The organism is Bacteroides sp. HMSC067B03, assembly GCF_001811315.1.
GTDB classification, from domain to species: Bacteria; Bacteroidota; Bacteroidia; order Bacteroidales; family Bacteroidaceae; genus Bacteroides; species Bacteroides faecis.
Genome location: NZ_KV804494.1, coordinates 1 through 20397 on the forward strand (window position 1 = coordinate 1; position 20397 = coordinate 20397).

At 39.5% G+C, this 20397-nt stretch carries 19 protein-coding genes; 14 read left to right on the top strand and 5 right to left on the bottom strand.

Going from position 1 to position 20397, the window contains the following annotated elements; translation table 11 throughout:
- Positions 1–395: 395 nt before the first annotated feature.
- The 8 genes from HMPREF2794_RS25860 to HMPREF2794_RS25895 all read left to right on the top strand — a co-directional run bounded on the left by HMPREF2794_RS25860 (position 396) and on the right by HMPREF2794_RS25895 (position 11174).
- Entirely contained in the window at positions 396–2555 is a 2160-nt protein-coding gene (locus tag HMPREF2794_RS25860) for a glycoside hydrolase family 97 protein (RefSeq protein WP_070753083.1), read from the top strand.
- A gap of 165 nt (positions 2556–2720) precedes the next feature.
- The gene (locus HMPREF2794_RS25865; RefSeq protein ID WP_010537226.1) at positions 2721–4130 is read left to right on the top strand and encodes an amidophosphoribosyltransferase; all 1410 of its coding nucleotides are present in this window, start codon (positions 2721–2723) and stop codon (positions 4128–4130) included.
- Positions 4131–4304: 174 nt separating this feature from the next.
- Positions 4305–5528, top strand: a complete 1224-nt coding sequence (gene pepT, locus HMPREF2794_RS25870) for a peptidase T (RefSeq protein ID WP_055271846.1) — start codon at positions 4305–4307, stop codon at positions 5526–5528.
- A 54-nt stretch (positions 5529–5582) separates the two neighbouring features.
- A complete protein-coding gene (gcvT, locus tag HMPREF2794_RS25875) occupies positions 5583–6668 on the top strand; it encodes a glycine cleavage system aminomethyltransferase GcvT (protein ID WP_070753085.1) in 1086 nt (361 codons plus the stop codon).
- Between the two features lie 328 nt (positions 6669–6996).
- Entirely contained in the window at positions 6997–7728 is a 732-nt protein-coding gene (locus HMPREF2794_RS25880; protein WP_010537229.1) for a hypothetical protein, read from the top strand.
- Positions 7728–8159 (top strand): hypothetical protein, encoded by a 432-nt coding sequence (locus HMPREF2794_RS25885; protein WP_010537230.1) that lies wholly within the window; start codon positions 7728–7730, stop codon positions 8157–8159. The genes HMPREF2794_RS25880 and HMPREF2794_RS25885 overlap by 1 nt, the downstream gene beginning before the upstream one ends.
- A gap of 266 nt (positions 8160–8425) precedes the next feature.
- Entirely contained in the window at positions 8426–10699 is a 2274-nt protein-coding gene (locus HMPREF2794_RS25890) for a monovalent cation:proton antiporter family protein (protein WP_010537231.1), read from the top strand.
- 49 nt (positions 10700–10748) lie between these two features.
- Complete coding sequence (locus HMPREF2794_RS25895) at positions 10749–11174, top strand: HIT family protein (RefSeq protein WP_010537232.1); 426 nt, start codon at positions 10749–10751, stop codon at positions 11172–11174.
- A 90-nt stretch (positions 11175–11264) separates the two neighbouring features.
- On the opposite strand, the gene HMPREF2794_RS25900 is transcribed toward HMPREF2794_RS25895, so the two are convergent.
- From HMPREF2794_RS25900 to HMPREF2794_RS25915, 4 genes are all read right to left on the bottom strand, one after another.
- Complete coding sequence (locus HMPREF2794_RS25900; RefSeq protein WP_010537233.1) at positions 11265–11687, bottom strand: RNA-binding S4 domain-containing protein; 423 nt, start codon at positions 11685–11687, stop codon at positions 11265–11267.
- Between the two features lie 102 nt (positions 11688–11789).
- On the bottom strand, positions 11790–12356 hold the full coding sequence (pth, locus tag HMPREF2794_RS25905; RefSeq protein ID WP_029425427.1) for an aminoacyl-tRNA hydrolase: 567 nt from the start codon (positions 12354–12356) through the stop codon (positions 11790–11792).
- 137 nt (positions 12357–12493) lie between these two features.
- On the bottom strand, positions 12494–13084 hold the full coding sequence (locus tag HMPREF2794_RS25910; protein WP_010537235.1) for a 50S ribosomal protein L25/general stress protein Ctc: 591 nt from the start codon (positions 13082–13084) through the stop codon (positions 12494–12496).
- 136 nt (positions 13085–13220) lie between these two features.
- Positions 13221–13625 carry a PUR family DNA/RNA-binding protein gene (locus HMPREF2794_RS25915; RefSeq protein WP_055270681.1) on the bottom strand — a complete coding sequence of 135 codons (405 nt, stop codon included), beginning with the start codon at positions 13623–13625 and terminating at the stop codon, positions 13221–13223.
- Positions 13626–13793: 168 nt separating this feature from the next.
- On the opposite strand from HMPREF2794_RS25915, the gene nusB reads away from it, so the two are divergent.
- The 6 genes from nusB (at position 13794) to HMPREF2794_RS25945 (ending at position 17645) form a co-directional block, all read left to right on the top strand.
- A complete protein-coding gene (nusB, locus tag HMPREF2794_RS25920) occupies positions 13794–14720 on the top strand; it encodes a transcription antitermination factor NusB (protein WP_010537238.1) in 927 nt (308 codons plus the stop codon).
- Between the two features lie 40 nt (positions 14721–14760).
- Positions 14761–15078: a preprotein translocase subunit YajC gene (gene yajC, locus HMPREF2794_RS25925; protein WP_008764747.1), complete on the top strand. Its 318-nt coding sequence runs from the start codon at positions 14761–14763 to the stop codon at positions 15076–15078.
- Between the two features lie 21 nt (positions 15079–15099).
- On the top strand, positions 15100–16113 hold the full coding sequence (locus HMPREF2794_RS25930) for a CdaR family protein (protein WP_010537240.1): 1014 nt from the start codon (positions 15100–15102) through the stop codon (positions 16111–16113).
- Positions 16103–16717: a dephospho-CoA kinase gene (gene coaE, locus HMPREF2794_RS25935; RefSeq protein ID WP_070753087.1), complete on the top strand. Its 615-nt coding sequence runs from the start codon at positions 16103–16105 to the stop codon at positions 16715–16717. The genes HMPREF2794_RS25930 and coaE overlap by 11 nt, the downstream gene beginning before the upstream one ends.
- A gap of 24 nt (positions 16718–16741) precedes the next feature.
- Positions 16742–17176 (top strand): DUF5606 family protein, encoded by a 435-nt coding sequence (locus HMPREF2794_RS25940; protein WP_010537242.1) that lies wholly within the window; start codon positions 16742–16744, stop codon positions 17174–17176.
- Between the two features lie 220 nt (positions 17177–17396).
- Positions 17397–17645: a hypothetical protein gene (locus HMPREF2794_RS25945; RefSeq protein ID WP_010537243.1), complete on the top strand. Its 249-nt coding sequence runs from the start codon at positions 17397–17399 to the stop codon at positions 17643–17645.
- Between the two features lie 59 nt (positions 17646–17704).
- Here the strand turns inward: HMPREF2794_RS25945 and clpB are convergent, their stop codons facing one another.
- Positions 17705–20293, bottom strand: a complete 2589-nt coding sequence (clpB, locus tag HMPREF2794_RS25950; protein ID WP_055270620.1) for an ATP-dependent chaperone ClpB — start codon at positions 20291–20293, stop codon at positions 17705–17707.
- Positions 20294–20397: the final 104 nt, after the last annotated feature.

A 20397-nucleotide genomic window follows, 5' to 3' on the forward strand; every position in this document is an offset into this window, starting at 1 on the left:
ATTAAAGAAAAGACGGCATCGCCGAGACGCTTACACTATTTGATGAAGAAATGATGAGAGATAACCATTTTAAATGGATCTCTCATTTTGTATTGTTTTGATTATCTATATATTACCTGATATAGGATGAGACTATGAGACTAAAATATTTTTTTTATTTCTGAATAGGGGCGGGATAATAAAGAAAAATCCCGTTTTGCGATGTGATAAAGTGCTATATCGCTCCATGCAAGCACTATATTTTTTCTATTGGAGGGAATTATTATATCTTTGATTATTAGATGTATATATGTTTTTTGATATCCGGGAATACTATATTTTAATTATAATCCGAAATGATGCTTGCTATTCCTCACTACATTTGCCATACGATTATTAACTAATTCATTTATATCATGAAGAACATGAAAATATTAACTACGACAGTACTCTGTCTGTTACTCTCTTTTTTTATGGGTACAACGGCAATGGCAGAAAGTATTACTTCTCCTGACGGACAATTAAAGCTTGACTTTTCGGTCAATACTCAAGGGGAGCCAGTGTACGAACTTTCTTATAAAGGAAAGGAAGTGATAAAACCATCAAAATTGGGACTTGAATTGAAGAACGATCCGGGACTAATGGGTGGATTTGCATGTATTGATGCAAAAACTTCCACTTTCGACGAAACGTGGGAACCGGTGTGGGGAGAGGTTAAATCCATTCGTAATCACTATAATGAAATGGCTGTCACACTGAATCAGAAAGTGCAAAACCGGAATATAATCATCCGTTTTCGTCTTTATAATGATGGATTGGGCTTCCGCTATGAATTTCCACAGCAGGAAAATCTGAACTATTTTGTTATTAAAGAAGAGCATTCGCAGTTTGCTATGACAGGTGACCATACTGCATTTTGGATTCCGGGAGACTATGATACCCAAGAGTATGATTATACAGAATCCAAACTTACGGAAATCCGGGGGCTGATGAAGGGAGCTATTACTGACAATGCTTCTCAAACTTCTTTTTCACCGACAGGTGTGCAAACATCTTTGCAAATGAAGACCGCTGATGGGCTGTATATTAACCTGCACGAAGCCGCTTTAGTGGACTACTCCTGCATGCACCTGAATCTGGATGACAAGAATCTGATTTTTGAATCATGGTTGACACCGGATGCAATGGGGGATAAAGGCTATATGCAGACACCTTGCCAGTCTCCGTGGCGTACTGTGATTGTGAGCGATGATGCACGCGATATTCTGGCTTCCAAACTGACCTTGAATTTGAATGAGCCATGTGCTTACCAAGATGTTTCATGGATTAAACCTGTAAAGTATATCGGTGTTTGGTGGGAAATGATCACCGGAAAGAGTAGTTGGGCATATACGGATGATGTTTATTCCGTGAAACTCGGACTGACAGATTATTCAAAGACAAGGCCCAACGGACGTCATGCAGCCAACAATGATAAAGTAAAACGTTATATTGACTTTGCGGCCCGGCATGGTTTCGATCAGGTACTGATAGAAGGCTGGAACGAAGGCTGGGAAGACTGGTTTGGCAAATCCAAAGATTATGTATTTGATTTTGTCACTCCCTATCCGGATTTTGATGTGAAGATGCTGAATGCGTATGCCAAAGAGAAAGGTGTGAAACTGATGATGCATCATGAAACATCTGCTTCCGTTCGTAATTATGAGCGACATTTGGATACAGCCTACCAATTTATGGCTGACAACGGATACAATGCTGTAAAAAGCGGTTATGTGGGTAATATCATCCCTCGGGGCGAACATCATTACGGACAATGGATGAATAACCATTATTTATATGCTGTGACAAAAGCTGCCGATTATAAGATCTGTGTGAATGCACATGAAGCCGTACGTCCTACCGGATTGTGTCGTACTTATCCTAACCTGATTGGTAATGAATCGGCACGTGGAACGGAATATGAAGCTTTTGCCGGTAACAAACCCTTTCATACTACTTTGCTTCCATTTACTCGTCTGATAGGTGGTCCGATGGATTATACACCGGGTATCTTCGATACAAGAATTTCTTTTCTGGAAGGGGATCATAGCGTTGTACGTACTACTTTGGCAAAACAACTGGCGCTTTACGTTACCATGTACAGCCCTTTGCAGATGGCTGCTGACCTGCCTGAGAGTTATGAGCGCCATCCGGACGCCTTTCAGTTCATTAAAGATGTAGCTTTGGACTGGGATGACAGCAAATATCTGGAAGCTGAACCGGGCGATTATATAACAGTAGCCCGCAAAGCGAAAAGAACCAATAACTGGTTTGTTGGTGGTATTACTGATGAAAATGCACGTACGGCTGCGTTTACCCTTGATTTTCTGGAGCCGGGTAAACAATACGTCGCTACCCTTTATGCCGACGGAAAAGATGCTGATTATGAAAAGAATCCGACTTCCTATCAGATAAAGAAGGGGATTGTAACAAATAAAACGAAGATATCTGCCCAATTGGCACGTAGCGGCGGTTTTGCATTGAGTCTCATCGAGGCGAGTCCATCCGATCGGAAATCAATTAAGAAATGGAAATGAGTCGCAGCTAAAACGATTGTTCATCTTCCTGTGTGTTTTTAATAAAAATTAGAGGTCCTCCGCAAAGAAAATTAAAACTTTGCGGAGTGCTTTTTTTATCGGATGGATTCTTTTTTGTATTTTTGCGCCATCTTTTTTTTAACATTATCAATTAAAGAGAACAACATGGGAGGTTTTTTCGGAACAGTCTCGAAATCAAGTTGCGTGACTGATTTATTCTATGGTACAGATTATAACTCACATCTGGGTACAAAGCGGGGCGGACTCGCGACTTATAGTCAGGAGAAAGGATTCATTCGCTCCATTCACAATCTGGAAAGTACGTATTTCCGATCCAAGTTTGAAGGAGAGCTTGACAAATTCAAAGGCAATGCCGGAATCGGTATTATCAGCGACACAGACGCACAACCTATCATTATCAATTCTCACCTCGGGCGCTTCGCCATCGTTACAGTCGCTAAAATAGCAAATATCCAGGAACTGGAAGAAGAACTTCTCAATCAAAATATGCACTTCGCCGAACTAAGTTCGAGCAATACCAATCAGACGGAACTTATCGCACTACTTATTATACAAGGAAGAACTTTCACTGAAGGTATCGAAAATGTATTCAAGCACATCAAGGGTTCTTGCTCGATGCTGATTCTTACGGAGGATGGCAGTGTTATTGCCGCCCGGGACAAATGGGGACGTACTCCGGTAGTGATTGGAAAGAAAGAAGATGCGTATGCTGCAACCAGTGAGTCATCCAGCTTTCCAAATCTGGATTATGAGATCGAAAGATACTTGGGACCGGGAGAAATAGTACGCATGTATGCCGACCGTATCGAGCAGCTTCGCCAGCCGAATGAAGAAATGCAGATTTGTTCTTTCTTGTGGGTATATTATGGTTTCCCGACTTCTTGTTATGAGGGTAAAAATGTAGAAGAAGTCCGCTTTACCAGTGGAATGAAGATGGGACAGAAGGATGAATCAGAAGTAGATTGTGTTTGTGGTATCCCCGATTCGGGAGTGGGCATGGCATTGGGATATGCCGAAGGCAAAGGGGTTCCTTACCATCGTGCCATTTCAAAATATACACCGACATGGCCTCGTAGCTTCACACCGAGTAATCAGGAAATGCGTTCGTTGGTTGCAAAGATGAAGTTAATTCCGAATCGTGCAATGCTTCAGGGAAAGCGTCTGTTGTTCTGTGATGATTCAATCGTACGTGGAACACAGTTGCGTGATAATGTGAAGATTCTGTACGATTATGGAGCAAAAGAGGTGCATATGCGTATCGCCTGTCCTCCGTTGATCTACGCCTGTCCGTTTGTGGGTTTCTCTGCTTCAAAGAATGCTTTGGAATTAATTACCCGCCGCATCATTAAGGAATTGGAAGGCGATGAAAATAAGAATCTGGAAAAATATGCTACTACAGGTTCGCCTGAATATGAAAAGATGGTTGACATCATAGCCGAGCGTTTCGGACTGTCTTCATTGAAATTCAATACACTTGAAACATTGATTGAAGCCATCGGATTGCCGAAATGTAAGGTTTGTACGCATTGTTTTGATGGCAGCAGTCACTTTTAAAGAAGAAATGGCAGAGAATTAAAATTCTGAAGTGAAGTGTGAAATATAAGCAATAAGTAATATACTGAGAAAAAAGAGCCGTGAATTGTTTGTCAATTCACGGCTCTTTTTTTACCTTTACGGCACTATAAACTATCAAAATGTAAATTGTAAATCATTAAATCGTAAATAGATATGACTTTAGTAGACAGATTTTTGAAGTATGTAAGCTTTGATACACAGTCGGATGAATCGACCGGGCTTACTCCCAGTACTCCAAAACAGATGGTATTCGCCGAATATCTGAAGACGGAACTGGAATCTTTGGGATTGGAAGATATTACATTGGATGAACATGGCTATCTTTTTGCCACGCTTCCTGCCAATATAGATAAGGAAGTACCCACTATCGGGTTCATTGCTCATATGGACACAAGTCCGGATATGACCGGGAAAGATGTTTCTCCACGTATTGTAAAAGACTATGATGGTTCGGATATAGTGCTTTGTGCAGAGGAAAATATAATCCTTTCTCCTGCACAATTTCCGGAACTGCGCGATCATAAAGGGGAGGATCTGATTGTAACAAACGGAAAAACTTTGCTTGGTGCGGATGATAAGGCGGGGATTGCCGAAATTGTATCAGCAATAGCTTATCTCAAAGAACACCCTGAAATCAAACACGGAAAGATTCGTATCGGATTCAATCCGGATGAGGAAATCGGTGAAGGTGCCCATAAGTTTGATGTAGAGAAGTTTGGCTGTGAATGGGCGTATACCATGGATGGTGGTGAAGTGGGAGAGTTGGAATTTGAAAACTTTAATGCTGCCGCTGCAAAGATTACTTTTAAAGGACGTAACGTACATCCGGGATATGCAAAGAATAAGATGATAAACTCGATTCGTGTCGCTAATCAGTTTATTGCGATGCTGCCCTCTATGGAAACTCCGGAACAGACCGAAGGTTATGAAGGATTCTATCATCTGATCGGTATTCAGGGAGATGTGGAACAAAGTACAGTATCCTACATTATCCGTGATCATGACCGTGCTAAATTTGAGGAACGCAAGGAAGAAATGAAACGTTTGGTTGCCCTGATCAATGCCGAATATGGAGAAGGTACAGCTGCATTGGAGTTACGTGACCAATATTATAATATGCGCGAAAAGATAGAACCGGTGATGCATATCATCGACACAGCTTTCTCTGCAATGGAAGCAGTAGGTGTGAAGCCGAATGTAAGGCCGATTCGTGGAGGTACGGATGGAGCACAGCTTTCATTTAAAGGTTTGCCTTGTCCGAATATCTTTGCAGGTGGTCTCAACTTCCATGGGCGTTATGAATTTATTCCTATCCCCAATATGGAGAAGGCGATGAATGTCATTGTGAAGATTGCAGAACTGGTAGCCTCCAAGTGATTATATTTCACGAATATCAATGTTCAATATTACTTAAAACTTAATACATAAAAAATGAAAACCACTCCGTTTACAGAGAAACACATTGCATTAGGTGCTAAAATGCATGAATTTGCAGGTTATAATATGCCCATCGAGTACTCTGGAATTATTGATGAACATCTGACTGTCTGCAATGCAGTCGGTGTATTTGATGTATCCCATATGGGGGAATTTTGGGTAAAAGGTCCGCAAGCGTTATCCTTTCTTCAGAAGGTGACTTCCAATAATGTGGCGGCACTTGTTCCCGGAAAAATACAATATACCTGTTTCCCTAATGAAGAAGGGGGGATTGTAGACGATTTGCTTGTGTATTGCTATGAGCCGGAAAAATATCTGTTGGTAGTGAATGCAGCCAATATAGAGAAAGACTGGAATTGGTGTGTTTCCCATAATACGGAAGGGGTGGAATTGGAAAATTCTTCTGATAACATGGCACAGCTTGCCGTTCAAGGTCCGAAGGCTGTTCTTGCTTTGCAAAAACTGACAGATATTGATTTGTCAGCTATTCCTTATTATTCGTTTACCGTTGGTAAGTTTGCGGGAAAGGAGAATGTGATTATTTCCAATACCGGATATACTGGTGCCGGAGGTTTTGAACTTTATTTCTATCCCGATGCTGCAGAAACGATGTGGAAAGCGGTGTTTGAGGCGGGAGAGGAGTTCGGGATAAAGCCGGTAGGACTGGGTGCTCGTGATACGCTTCGTCTGGAGATGGGGTTTTGTCTTTATGGCAATGACTTGGATGATAAAACTTCACCGATCGAAGCAGGATTAGGCTGGATTACTAAGTTTGTGGAAGGCAAAGAGTTTATCAACCGTCCGATGCTGGAAAAACAGAAGGCAGAAGGAACTACCCGTAAATTGGTTGGATTTGAAATGATCGACCGGGGAATTCCTCGTCATGGCTATGGACTGGTGGATGCAGAAGGAGAGAGTATAGGAGTGGTGACTTCCGGAACGATGTCTCCTACTCGTAAGATTGGTATTGGTATGGGGTATGTGAAACCGGAATATGCTAAAGTAGGTACGGAGATCTGTATTGATATGCGCGGACGTAAACTGAAGGCAATAGTGGTGAAACCACCTTTTAGAAAATAAAGGGGATGTCAAAACTCTCCTCTCAATAAAATTACCCTCGCTACAATTATCTGAACTGCACTCCTAAAGTTTTGTGTCCAACTTTTGGGGTGCAGTTCAATCTGTGGCAAGGGTAATTTTTCATTTATAAGGGTTTTGATTACCCTCTTGTATTATTTATTTTGGATATCGGATAAAACTTTAAATGGATGTAAAAGTGAGAAGTGAAATGATTGTGGTAGTATAATTCTTTTTAATATTAACTTCTTTTCATCTAATTGATAGTATGGATTAAAGACAGTTTCTTAATTTTGAAAGATTATTATTTGTACACAAAAAACTATCAACTATGAAGTCTGTTTTATTTTCAGTAATTATCTTATTATCTTTATCTTTTCAGAGCTGTAGAGATAATTTTAGTGTTCCAACTCCAGCAAGTCGTAACTACCAACAAGATGCTGCGGTGTTAAATGAATTTGTTGATATAAATAAAACTACACATGAATATTATATCAACTCTAATAAACGTAATTCTGTATTATCTTATATAACCAACGCAGATGTAGAAGAGCTAAACTCCGTCAATTCCCTTAATCTTAGTATCTTTAAAGAAAGTCTTAATCAAATAAATAGTTGCTCCGGACAGTTGGCGGCTTCTCATGGCGTGGACTATATTGTTATGATAACAGAAAATGAAATATACATTAGTCAAATAAAGAATGATTCACCAATTGAACTGAAGAAAAAACAGTCTGATAATGGCAGGTATTCTTCTACAGTAGCATCACTTGATGTGACGGATCACAAAGAGAATTATTATATAAATAAAGGCAATCATATCGAAACATCCATAGAATTAAATCCACAATCTTATAAGAATGCAGGCTGGGCATTTTACGTGACCTGCCACCTTAGAAGTAATGATAACAAGGAAACAGCAAGAATTTTATTTTGTGGAATTGGTTATCATATCAATCCTTGTTTTGAATGGTCTACAACTCAGGGTGATTATGCAGAATGGAATTTTGAAACGACGAGTTTGAATGCTCCCCGTATTGCAAACTTCAAATTCTTACGTTGATGAAAAAATGGATTTTTGTATCGCTCGTTTTTATCATGCCTTTTCTTATGACAGGTTGTGTGGAGAAGACCGGATATTATACAAAGGCGGAAGATGATGTCATATCTTTGATATGTGGTGTAACGTGGGCTAGTCAAAAAATAGTCAATGATGCTGAAGAGACGATTCAAGGGTTGTATAAGTTTAGAAACGATGGTACGTGTACTCAAACTTCAATTGTTACTGATAAAAACGGAAAAGAGCAACGGCGTGATGTCAATGTGAGATGGGCTTTTTATGATCAGAATTCCAGTACAATTTATTTTGGTTCGGATCATTATTGGGATATAGAGGAACTTACAACCAAGAAATTTGCCATTTATGACCGATGGGGAGAATATGGGGAAATAAATATGTCTAGAGAATATAAAGAATTTACTCCTTTAGAATAGCTTGATAGTTAGCTTTCAGAGATCTATGACTTTTATCAAATTCAAAGAGAAAATAAAGGTTATGGCGGGAGAATTGGTATCATAAAATGAAGTCGGTAGTTTATCTATAATAGATAGGCTGCCGATTTTTCCGCTTAATTATGTCTTATGTAAATAATTAGATATTTTATGCAATCTATTTGAGGCTATTGGCTTAAAACATATTTGTGAATATATTGTTTATACCATAGATTTATTATAATTTTGTCACCAAATACGATAAAACAATGTCTCAATTACCTACACTCATTGCCGATCTTGCACTGATACTGATTTGTGCCGGCGTTATGACTTTACTCTTTAAGAAGTTGAAGCAACCTTTGGTGTTGGGATATGTGGTTGCCGGGTTTCTGGCAAGTCCGCACATGCCTTTTACACCATCAGTGATGGATACCGCCAATATTAAGACATGGGCGGACATTGGTGTTATCTTCTTGTTGTTTGCTCTTGGTCTGGAGTTTAGTTTTAAGAAAATAGTTAAGGTAGGTGGCTCTGCTATCATTGCCGCCTGTACTATTATTTTTTGTATGATATTGCTGGGAATAGGCGTCGGCATGGGATTCGGCTGGCATCGAATGGACAGCCTGTTTTTGGGTGGTATGATTGCGATGTCTTCTACTACTATTATCTATAAGGCATTCGACGACTTGGGATTAAGAAAAAAACAGTTTACCGGACTTGTGCTGAGTATTCTGATTTTGGAGGATATATTGGCTATTGTATTGATGGTGATGCTTTCTACAATGGCGGTGAGTCATAATTTTGAAGGTACCGAAATGCTGGAGAGTATTGGCAAATTGCTGTTTTTCCTCATTCTGTGGTTTGTAGTAGGTATCTATCTGATTCCGGAGTTCTTGAAACGTTGCAGAAAGCTGATGGGAGAGGAAACTTTGCTTATTGTATCATTGGCGCTGTGTTTCGGCATGGTGGTAATGGCAGCCAATACAGGATTTTCCGCAGCATTCGGTGCGTTTATTATGGGGTCTATTCTGGCGGAAACGATCGAAGCGGAATCTATAGACAGACTGGTGAAACCTGTAAAAGATCTTTTCGGCGCTATTTTCTTCGTGTCGGTGGGTATGATGGTCGACCCTGCAATGATTATTGAATATGCAATACCTATTATTGTGATTACGATCGCGGTTATTTTGGGGCAGGCTACATTCGGAACATTCGGTGTGATTCTTTCCGGTAAACCATTGAAGACTGCTATGCAGTGCGGTTTCAGTTTGACCCAGATTGGTGAATTCGCATTTATTATTGCTTCCTTAGGTGTATCTCTGCATGTGACGAGCGATTTCTTATATCCGATAGTGGTAGCTGTCTCAGTGATAACCACTTTCCTGACTCCTTATATGATTCGCTTGGCTGAACCTGCTTCCTCTTTTGTAGATGCTCATTTACCTGCTTCCTGGCGGAAGTTTTTGATGCGCTATTCTTCAGGATCGCAAACTGTGCTTAATCATGAGAATTTGTGGAAGAAGCTGTTGCTGGCAATGGTGCGTATTACTGTAGTATATTCAATAGTCAGTATATCTATTATTGCACTGTCTTTCCGTTTTGTCGTGCCATTTTTTAAAGAGAATTTGCCTCATTTCTGGGCATCATTATTGGGGGCTGTTTTTATCATTCTCTGTATTGCGCCTTTCCTGCGCGCCATTATGGTGAAGAAAAACCATTCCGTGGAATTTATGACTCTGTGGCATGATAATCGTGCTAATCGTGCGCCATTGGTATCTACTATTGTCATACGTATAATGATAGCGGCATTATTTGTTATTTTTGTGATATCGGGATTGTTTAAGGCATCTATTGGATTGATTATTGGAGTTGCGGTGCTTGCTGTTCTGTTGATGGTATGGTCGCGTCGTTTGAAAAAACAATCTATATTAATTGAACGGCGTTTCTTTCAAAACTTGCGTTCCAGAGAGGTACGTGCAGAATATTTGGGAGAAAAGAAGCCGGAATATGCCGGACGCCTGTTGTCACATGATTTGCATTTGGCAGACTTGGAGATTCCGGGTGAATCAACTTGGGCGGGAAAAACGTTGATGGAATTAAATTTAGGTAAGAAATATGGAATTCATATTGCTTCTATCTTACGAGGAAAAAGGAGGATTAATATTCCCGGTGGTTCTGTACGCCTTTTCCCTATGGATAAGATTCAGGTGATAGGTACAGATGAACAGCTGAACGTATTTAGCAGTGCGATGCAAAGTGGTGCTAAAATAGACTGGGATGTATATGAAAAAGGAGAGATGATTTTAAAGCAGTTTATTGTTGATACGGACTCTGTTTTTCTGGGTAAAACAATTCGTGAATCCGGTATACGGGATAAATACCATTGTATGATAGCCGGTGTGGAACGGGAAGATGGGACGCTGATGGTACCGGATGTAAATGCGCCATTCGAAGAGGGTGATGTAGTGTGGGTTGTCGGTGAAAAAGAGCATGTGTACCAATTAGTCGATCAAAAAAACGAAAAAATACAGGTGAAATAAAAGCAGAACGACTATTTTTGCTTTGTCAAAACATAAAAATAATAATATCATGAAGAGCGATCCAAAAGAATGTCTGTATTGCCAGAACAATGAAACGTTGCATAATCTGATGATTGAGATTGCGCAGCTTAGTGTATCACGTGTGTTTTTGTTTAAAGAGCAAACTTATCGGGGGCGCTGCCTCGTTGCTTACAAGGATCACGCGAATGATTTGAATGAATTGAGTGATGAAGACCGTAATGCATTTATGGCTGATGTGGCACGTGTTACTCGTGCGATGCAGAAGGCTTTCCAGCCGGAAAAAATAAATTATGGTGCTTATTCAGATAAATTATCTCATCTGCATTTTCATCTGGCTCCGAAATATGTCGACGGACCTGATTATGGAGGTATATTCCAGATGAATCCGGGAAAGGTTTATTTGACGGATGTTGAATATCAGGAATTGATTGATGCGGTGAAAGCAAATCTGTAATCGGAGTATTTGATAAATGATAAACGGTGAATAAACTGTAACATAGAGGTACAGGTTTGTTCGCCGTTTATCATTTATATTATTTAGTGTTTATTTATCTTCGTCGAAATCAAAGTCAAAATCAAAGTCGTCCATAAATTCCGGAGCAGTGAATTCTTCCAGACTTCTGCGATCTTTTTTGGTTGGACGTCCGGTTCCTCGTGCACGATCGATAAATCCGCTGATTTTACTCATCTCCAATAGTTCATATTGGTCGGGAGTTGTTACATTTTCCATCATATCGGGTACAAGTTTGGCACCTACTCGCTTTTCGATAGCTTGTAGCACTTTGAATGAATAGGTGATAGGCGGTTTCTTGACTTGAATCACATCACCTGGCTTTATCATGCGAGAGGCTTTTACATATGCTCCGTTAATGGTGACACGATTCATCTTACAAGCTTCAGCAGCAATTGTGCGTGTCTTGAAAATACGAACGGCCCACATCCATTTATCTATTCTTGCTTCTGCCATATGTCTATTGATGATTTATTAATTTATGATGTACAATATCTTAGTGGTGTACTGACTAAAACCAACTGCAAATGCGCTATAAGTAGCCGACTGTAAATGCTCTTATTTTTTATTAAACTGGTTCATGGTAATATCTATACCTGCCAGGCAGAAACTTTTGATGATTTCTCCGGCGGTCTCCAGTCTTTCATTCATTGTCTTGAGGTCTTCATCAGTAAAGTGTCCGAGTACATAGTCAACCTGTCCGCCTTTCGGGAAGTCATTACCGATACCAAAGCGTAAACGGGCATAGTTCTGGGTTCCTAAAATGGCTGCTATATGCTTAAGGCCATTATGTCCGGCATCACTTCCTTTTCCTTTCAGACGTAGAGTACCAAAGGGGAGAGCCAGATCGTCCACTACTATTAATACATTTTCCAATGGAATGTTTTCTTTTTGCATCCAGTAACGAACAGCTAGTCCGCTCAGATTCATGAAAGTTGATGGCTTGAGTAAAATTAACTGGCGTCCTTTGATTGAAAAACTAGTAGTAAACCCGTAGCGTCCGTCAATGAAAGGAGGGGCGTTGTTGATTCTAGCCAATGCCTCCACTGTCATGAAACCAATATTGTGTCTGGTTTCATGATATTCAGGCCCAATGTTTCCTAGTCCGACAATTAGATATTTAATCATTGTTTTTTTCGTAAAAACAGTTTGTTAATATAAAAAGAGAACGCAGATTAACGCAAACTAATGCAGACTGAACATCTGCTTTAATCTGCATTAATCTGCGTTTTGCTATATCTCTTTACAGGGATAATCTCAAATTACTTTCCAGCGGCAGCTGCTGCACCTCTTGCTGCACGAGTCAACTTAACAGCACATACAACTGCTTCCTTAGCACTGATCAGTTCAAGACCTTCGAAGCTCAATTCGCCAACTTTAACAGTCTTACCCAATCCCAGGTGAGAAACGTTAACAGTCAGTTTTTCAGGAATTGCATTGTACAGAGCTTTCACTTTAATCTTACGCATCTGCAATGCAAGCTTACCACCGGCTTTAACACCTTCTGCAAGACCTTCCAATTGTACTGGAACTTCCATAACGATAGGTTTAGCTTCGTCAATCTGATAGAAGTCAACATGAAGAATGTTGTCTTTTACCGGATGGAATTGAATATCTTTCAGGATAGCGTTTACTTTTTTGCCATCGATATCCAGATCTACTACGTAAATGTGCGGAGTATAAACCAAGTTACGAAGACCTTCGTTAGTCACTGTAAAGTGAACAACTTCACCAGCTCCGTAAAGTACACAAGGTACACCACCGTTCTTACGAATTTCTTTCAAGGCTCTTGCTTGTTCTGAAGAGCGTTCTGCAATAGTTCTTGCAGTTCCTTTTACTTCAATTGATTTCATTTCTTAAAAAATTGTGTTACTCTAAATTAAGTTATTTTGCTTAATTCACCATTACACGATGTGGATTATCACATGATGTTGCAAAAAAGCGGTGCAAAAGTACAGTTTTTTTTTGAAATATCAAAGAGTTACCTCTTTAAAAGTCAATATCAATCTTAATTTCGTTTTCCAGCTTGTCCTCTTTTGCTTCTTCGGCAAGCGCTTCTTGTTCTCTTTTTATATCTGCCTCTTCATTCAGGCGGCTGATATAATCATTCATGTCGTTGTGGTTAATGAAATTGAGGGCTTCTGTCAATCCTGCCATGAATTTCTGAAAATCCTCCTTATATAAGAAGATTTTGTGCTTTTCAAAGCTAACTTGAGAGTCATCTCCTTCTCCCATCACTACTTTCTTACTCTCCGTAATTGCTAAAAACATTTCATCTTTACGGTTCTTCTTCACATCAAGGTAATAGATGCGTTTACCTGCTTTGATGGACTTGGAGAAAACAATCTCCTTATCATTCATGTCTGCGTTCATTTTCTTTTTAAAATCTTCCATATCATTCGGTCCGTTAATAATCGGCCTCAAAATTGGATATTTTTTTTAAACTGTCAAAAGAAAAAGCGCAGAGAATCAAATACTGCATTAAAAAATGTGATTTATTTGTGGAAACTCATTAAAAATATCTACTTTTGCAATTCGATAATAACAGTATTAATTTGAATTATGATCAACAGAGTTCTTATTCGTCTTAAGATTATACAAATAGTGTATGCCTATTACCAGAACGGCAGCAAAAATCTAGACTCAGCGGAGAAAGAGTTATTCTTCAGCCTTTCAAAGGCGTATGACCTTTATAATTATTTGTTAATGCTGATGATGGCATTGACAGAGTATGCACAAAAGCGCATTGATGCGGCAAAAGCAAAACTGGCTCCTACTAAAGAAGAGTTATATCCCAATACAAAGTTTGTGGATAATAAGTTTGTTGCACAGTTGGAGGTGAACAAACAATTAACCGAGTTTATATCCAATCAGAAAAGGACTTGGGCTAATGATCAGGATTTCGTCAAGGAACTCTATGAGAAAATTGTAGAAAGCGATATTTATAAAGATTATATGGCTTCCAGTGATAATTCCTATGAGGCTGACCGTGAATTGTGGAGAAAACTCTATAAGACATACATCTTCAATAATGATTCTCTTGATCAGGTATTGGAAGACCAGAGTCTGTATTGGAATGACGATAAAGAGATTGTGGATACCTTTGTGCTGAAAACGATTAAGCGTTTTGAAGAGAAGAACGGAGCAAATCAAGAATTGCTTCCGGAATTCAAGGATGACGAAGATCAGGAATTTGCACGTCGTTTATTCCGTCGTACTATTCTGAATTCCGACTATTATCGTCACCTTGTGAGCGAGAATACTAAAAACTGGGATTTGGACCGTATTGCATTTATGGATATTATCATTATGCAGACTGCTTTAGCAGAAATTTTAAGTTTCCCGAACATTCCGGTGAGTGTTTCGTTAAATGAATATGTAGAAATCGCGAAGTTGTATAGTACTGCCAAGAGCGGAAGCTTTATCAACGGAACGTTGGATGGAATAGTTAATCAATTGAAAAAAGAAGGTAAGTTGACTAAAAACTGATACCTTTGTCCATATAGTAGAAATTAAAACTTGATTATTTATGAACCTATTGACTGTATTATTGCAAGCTCCCGCAGCGGGAGGTGGAAGTATGATGTGGATCATGCTGATAGCTATGTTTGTTATCATGTATTTCTTTATGATCCGTCCTCAGAACAAAAAGCAGAAAGAAATTGCTAATTTCCGCAAATCTCTTCAGGTAAATCAGTCAGTAATTACTGCAGGTGGTATCCATGGTACGATCAAAGAGATTACTGATGATTATATAGTACTTGAAATTGCTTCTAACGTGAAGATTAAAATAGATAAGAACTCTATTTTTGCTGATGCTTCGGCTGCCGGCAATCAGTCTAAGTAATCTTTAGTAAACAAATACCCTATGCTCGATCGTAGGAAATTAAGATATACATATTTAAGACTATCCAAAAGAATTAAGGATTTCCTGCTTAGTGATAAAAGCAGGGAGTTCTTAATTTTTTTATTTTTTTTCCTGATTGCCGGTGGATTCTGGCTGATTCAGACCCTCAATAACGACTATGAAGCGGAATTCTCTATCCCGGTGAGAATGAAGGATGTCCCCAATAATATAGTACTTACTTCAGAACCTCCTTCCGAACTTCGTGTCCGGGTAAAGGACAAAGGGACGGTGCTTCTCAATTATATGCTGGGAAAAAGCTTTTTTCCGGTAAACTTAAGTTTTCCAGATTATAAAGGGCAAAATAATCATGTGAAGATCTTTGCCTCTGAATTTGAAAAGAAGATACTCAGCCAGCTGAATGCCTCTTCTAAAATACTTTCGATAAAACCTGATACATTAGATTATATCTATTCGACAGGAAAATCTAAGTTAGTACCTGTTCATTTTCAAGGGAAAGTGACTGCCGGACTTCAATATTATGTTTCCGATACAATTTGTAGTCCGGATTCTGTATTAGTATATGCTCCGGCTGGAATTTTAGATACTATAAAAGCTGCTTATACCCAAGAAGTAAACCTTGAAAATATTTCGGATACGATTCGTCAGCGGGTGGCTTTGAATAATAAAAAAGGAGTGAAGTATGTTCCCGCTTCGGTTGAACTGACTTTTCCTGTAGATATTTACACAGAGAAGACGGTCGAAGTTCCATTGCGTGGGGTTAACTTTCCGGCGGATAAGGTACTTCGTGCATTTCCTTCAAAGGTTCAAATAACTTTTCAAGTAGGCTTGAAACGTTTTCGAAGCATTAAAGCCAGCGATTTTGTGATAAGTGTTTCTTATGAAGAGCTACTAAAACTAGGATCTGATAAGTATACGGTAAAGTTAAAATCAGCTCCTCGTGGGATTAACCAGATTCGTATAGTACCCGAGCAAGTTGATTTTCTGATAGAACAAGTTTCTTCCGATGGTTATTAAAATAGGTATTACCGGTGGAATCGGTAGTGGAAAAAGTGTAGTTTCCAGATTACTGGAAATGATGGGAATTCCCGTTTATGTTTCGGATATTGAGGCGAAGCGCATCACTCATACCAATGAGGTGATACGTAGAGAACTTTGTACTCTGGTCGGTCCGGATGTTTTTCAGAATGGAGAGTTAAATCGTCCTTTATTAGCATCGTATTTATTCGGTGATTCGCAGCATGCGAAAGAGGTAAATGCTATCATTCATCCGAAGGTGAAAGAAGATTTCAGGCAATGGACACTTCGGAAAGGTGATATCGGTATCGTTGGTATGGAATCGGCAATTCTTTTGGAAGCCGGTTTTAAAGAGGAGGTCGATTTTGTGGTAATGGTATATGCACCGTTGGAAGTAAGAGTGGTAAGGGCAATGAAACGTGATCATTCTTCAAAGGAATTGATAATGAAACGTATCGAGGCACAAATGAGTGATGAGATAAAGCGAAATCGTGCTGATTTTGTAATCGTGAATGATGATGAAACCCCTTTAATTCCACAGGTTTTGACGTTTATTTCTTTGCTATCTAAAAATAATCATTACCTTTGCTCCGCAAAAAAATAATTAATAAACAAAAGAATATATACTATGTTGAAGACTATCCTGTCTATCTCCGGTAAACCGGGATTGTACAAACTAATTTCGCAAGGAAAAAATATGTTGATTGTTGAATCAATCAGTGCAGATAAAAAACGTTTCCCCGCTTATGGTAATGAGAAAATTATCTCTTTGGCAGATATAGCAATGTATACGGATGAGGCGGAAGTGCCTCTGTATAACGTGTTGGAAGCAATGAAGGGAAAAGAAAATACTGGAGTAGCTTCTATTGATCCTAAAAAAGCCACTCCGGAACAGCTCCGTGAGTATTTAGGAGAAGTATTACCAAATTTTGATCGTGAACGGGTATATGTTGCAGACATTAAGAAATTGATTTCTTGGTACAACATTTTAGTTTCTAACGGAATTACAGAATTTAAATCAGAAACAGACACTGCAGAAGAGGCTGTAACTGATGAAAAATAAGTCATGAAACACTAATGACTTTAATACGAAAATGTATTAAGGAAAGCGTGACAATAGTTCAAATTGTCACGCTTTCTTTTATTTATAAAAGTATATGTAAGCGACAAATCCCCTTTAGTGTTCTTTAAGCAATCTTATGTTTGCATGAATATTTTATTGTTTATATAGTAGATAAACATAGTTTTTCTCTATCTTTGTAACTGCTAATATACGTAAAAATATGGATGTAATAACAAATAAAGAGGTAAACGTTTACCTTGATAATGAAAAAGGAACATTGTGCTTAACTGGAATGTTGGTAGGTACTATGGTGTTTTTATATGATTCGCAAGGGGAACTGAAAGAGAAACAGAGGTTTACCTTACCTTCTCTCACTTTGGATATTCCTAAGAAAGGTACCTATGTTTTAGTAATGAGTCATCCTAATTGTCAGCCAGAAGTAAGAAGAATTATATATTCCGGAGTATAAAAAAGCCGATATGTTCATTTAAGAACATATCGGCTGTCTTTATAACAACTAATTATAATTTAGTTTCTGAATACCAACCCATCTCCGTTTGAATCTACAATAATTGCCTTGCTTCTGTCAACTTCCTGTGACAGTAACTTTTTCGACAAATCGTTCAGCAAATAACGCTGGATAGCTCTTTTTACCGGTCGAGCTCCGAATTCAGGATCATATCCTACCTGGGATAAGAAATTCAAAGCAGCATCTGTCATTTCCAGTTCTACTCCGTTTTCTGCAAGCATCTTTTGTACACCTTTAATTTGTAAGAGCACAATTTGTCTGATTTCAGTTTCCGTTAACGGTAAGAACATAATTGTTTCATCAATACGATTCAGGAATTCCGGACGAATGGTTTTCTTTAGCATATTCATCACTTCCTTCTTCGTCTCTTCGATCACTTCTTCTTTATTCGAACCGCTCAGTTTCTCCATCTGACTTTGTATATAAGAACTTCCCATATTTGAAGTCATGATGATGATCGTATTTTTAAAGTTGACTACTCTTCCTTTATTATCTGTCAGTCGTCCATCATCCAGTACTTGTAACAGAATGTTGAACACATCCGGATGCGCTTTTTCGATTTCGTCAAACAAAACAACAGAGTAAGGTTTTCGGCGAATGGCTTCTGTCAGCTGACCGCCTTCATCGTATCCAACGTATCCCGGAGGTGCTCCGACCAGACGAGAAACGCTGTGTTTCTCCTGATACTCACTCATATCTATACGAGTCATCATCGATTCATCGTCAAAGAGGAATTCTGCCAAAGCTTTTGCCAATTCTGTTTTACCGACACCGGTTGTTCCAAGGAAGATAAATGAACCGATCGGGCGTTTGGGATCTTGCAATCCGGCACGGCTACGGCGTACTGCGTCTGCAACTGCTTCAATCGCTTCGTTCTGACCTATAACTCGTTGATGAAGTTCATCTTCCAGGTGCAGCAATTTATCTTTCTCACTTTGCAACATTTTGCTGACAGGAATACCAGTCCAGCGAGAAACAACATCAGCGATGTCTTCAGCGTCCACTTCTTCTTTGATCATGGCTTTATCACCTTGCATGCCACGAAGCTTTTCTTGTGTATCTTCTATTTCTTTATCCAAGGCCTGAAGCTTTCCGTAACGTATTTCGGCTACTTTTCCATAGTCTCCTTCACGTTCCGCCTTTTCTGCTTCGAACTTCAGATTTTCGATTTCCACTTTGTTCTGCTGGATTTTATCCATCAGCGTTTTTTCACTCTGCCATTTGGCTTTGAAAGATTTTTCAAGTTCCTTTAATTCTGCCAGTTCTTTACCGATAATTTCCAGCTTTGGCTTGTCATTTTCACGTTTGATGGCTTCACGTTCAATCTCTAACTGTTTGATTTTACGTGAAATTTCATCCAGCTCTTCTGGGACAGAATCTACTTCCATGCGTAGCTTAGCTGCAGCTTCATCCATCAGGTCGATTGCCTTATCCGGTAAGAAACGGTCGGTGATATAGCGGCTGCTAAGTTCTACGGCTGCTATGATGGCGTCGTCTTTGATACGTACATGATGATGGTTCTCATAGCGCTCTTTCAATCCACGAAGGATAGAGATAGTACTCAGAGTGTCAGGCTCATCTACTTGTACAATCTGGAAACGACGTTCCAGTGCTTTATCCTTTTCGAAATACTTCTGATATTCATCAAGGGTTGTCGCACCGATTGAACGTAGTTCTCCACGTGCTAATGCCGGTTTCAGGATATTTGCGGCATCCATTGCACCTTCGCCCTTGCCGGCGCCTACCAGTGTGTGAATCTCATCAATAAACAAGATTATATCACCTTCTGATTTCTTCACCTCGTTGACAACTGATTTCAGACGTTCTTCGAACTCTCCTTTATACTTTGCTCCTGCTACCAGTGCTCCCATATCAAGAGAATAGACCTGTTTGTTTTTCAGGTTTTCGGGCACGTCTCCCCGGAGGATACGATGTGCCAGTCCCTCTACGATAGCTGTCTTACCTGTACCCGGTTCACCAATCAGAATCGGATTGTTTTTGGTTCTACGGCTCAATATCTGGAGTACCCGGCGGATTTCTTCATCACGTCCGATTACCGGGTCCAGTTTACCGCTGCGGGCCGCTTCGTTCAGATTGATGGCATATTTCTCTAAAGACTGATAGTTATCTTCACTGGATTGTGAAGTTACTTTTTCTCCTTTTCTTAGTTCGTTGATGGCATCGCGCAGTTCTTTTTCCGTCATTCCGGCATCTTTTAGGATGGTGGATACGGTGCTTTTTACGGTCAGCAATGCCAGCAGGATGTGTTCCAGTGAAACGAATTCATCACCCATTTCCTTAGAATACTGCGTTGCTTTCTGTAATACTTCATTAGATTCTCTGCTCAAGTAAGGTTCGCCACCAGAAACCTTTGGCAGTGAGTCGATTTGCTTATCAACCACGAGAGCTACTTGCTGACCGTTCATACCTAATTTTTGGAAGATGAAGTTGGTTACATTTTCGCCTACCTTCATAACTCCATGCAGGATATGAGCGGGTTCGATAGCCTGTTGGCCCCGGCTTTGTACCAGATTAACAGCCTCCTGTACCGCTTCTTGAGATTTGATGGTAAAATTGTTAAAGTTCATATCGTTGTTCTCCTTTCTTTTTTCACGTTTTTAATAACACTTGAGAGGGCGCAAAAGATTTGCCAAGTATAAAAATATGACAAAATAGCATGATTATTAAGGAG

Bases quoted from the DNA above. Each gene is read 5' to 3' on its own strand.
- HMPREF2794_RS25860 (WP_070753083.1), top strand. From the start codon at position 396: ATGAAGAACATGAAAATATTAACTACGACAGTACTCTGTCTGTTACTC.
- yajC (WP_008764747.1), top strand. From the start codon at position 14,761: ATGAACCTATTGACTGTATTATTGCAAGCTCCCGCAGCGGGAGGTGGA.
- HMPREF2794_RS25885 (WP_010537230.1), top strand. From the start codon at position 7,728: ATGAAAAAATGGATTTTTGTATCGCTCGTTTTTATCATGCCTTTTCTT.
- nusB (WP_010537238.1), top strand. From the start codon at position 13,794: ATGATCAACAGAGTTCTTATTCGTCTTAAGATTATACAAATAGTGTAT.
- coaE (WP_070753087.1), top strand. From the start codon at position 16,103: ATGGTTATTAAAATAGGTATTACCGGTGGAATCGGTAGTGGAAAAAGT.
- gcvT (WP_070753085.1), top strand. From the start codon at position 5,583: ATGAAAACCACTCCGTTTACAGAGAAACACATTGCATTAGGTGCTAAA.
- HMPREF2794_RS25890 (WP_010537231.1), top strand. From the start codon at position 8,426: ATGTCTCAATTACCTACACTCATTGCCGATCTTGCACTGATACTGATT.
- HMPREF2794_RS25930 (WP_010537240.1), top strand. From the start codon at position 15,100: ATGCTCGATCGTAGGAAATTAAGATATACATATTTAAGACTATCCAAA.
- HMPREF2794_RS25895 (WP_010537232.1), top strand. From the start codon at position 10,749: ATGAAGAGCGATCCAAAAGAATGTCTGTATTGCCAGAACAATGAAACG.
- HMPREF2794_RS25900 (WP_010537233.1), bottom strand. From the start codon at position 11,687: ATGGCAGAAGCAAGAATAGATAAATGGATGTGGGCCGTTCGTATTTTC.
- HMPREF2794_RS25910 (WP_010537235.1), bottom strand. From the start codon at position 13,084: ATGAAATCAATTGAAGTAAAAGGAACTGCAAGAACTATTGCAGAACGC.
- HMPREF2794_RS25915 (WP_055270681.1), bottom strand. From the start codon at position 13,625: ATGGAAGATTTTAAAAAGAAAATGAACGCAGACATGAATGATAAGGAG.
- pepT (WP_055271846.1), top strand. From the start codon at position 4,305: ATGACTTTAGTAGACAGATTTTTGAAGTATGTAAGCTTTGATACACAG.
- HMPREF2794_RS25945 (WP_010537243.1), top strand. From the start codon at position 17,397: ATGGATGTAATAACAAATAAAGAGGTAAACGTTTACCTTGATAATGAA.
- HMPREF2794_RS25880 (WP_010537229.1), top strand. From the start codon at position 6,997: ATGAAGTCTGTTTTATTTTCAGTAATTATCTTATTATCTTTATCTTTT.
- clpB (WP_055270620.1), bottom strand. From the start codon at position 20,293: ATGAACTTTAACAATTTTACCATCAAATCTCAAGAAGCGGTACAGGAG.
- HMPREF2794_RS25940 (WP_010537242.1), top strand. From the start codon at position 16,742: ATGTTGAAGACTATCCTGTCTATCTCCGGTAAACCGGGATTGTACAAA.
- HMPREF2794_RS25865 (WP_010537226.1), top strand. From the start codon at position 2,721: ATGGGAGGTTTTTTCGGAACAGTCTCGAAATCAAGTTGCGTGACTGAT.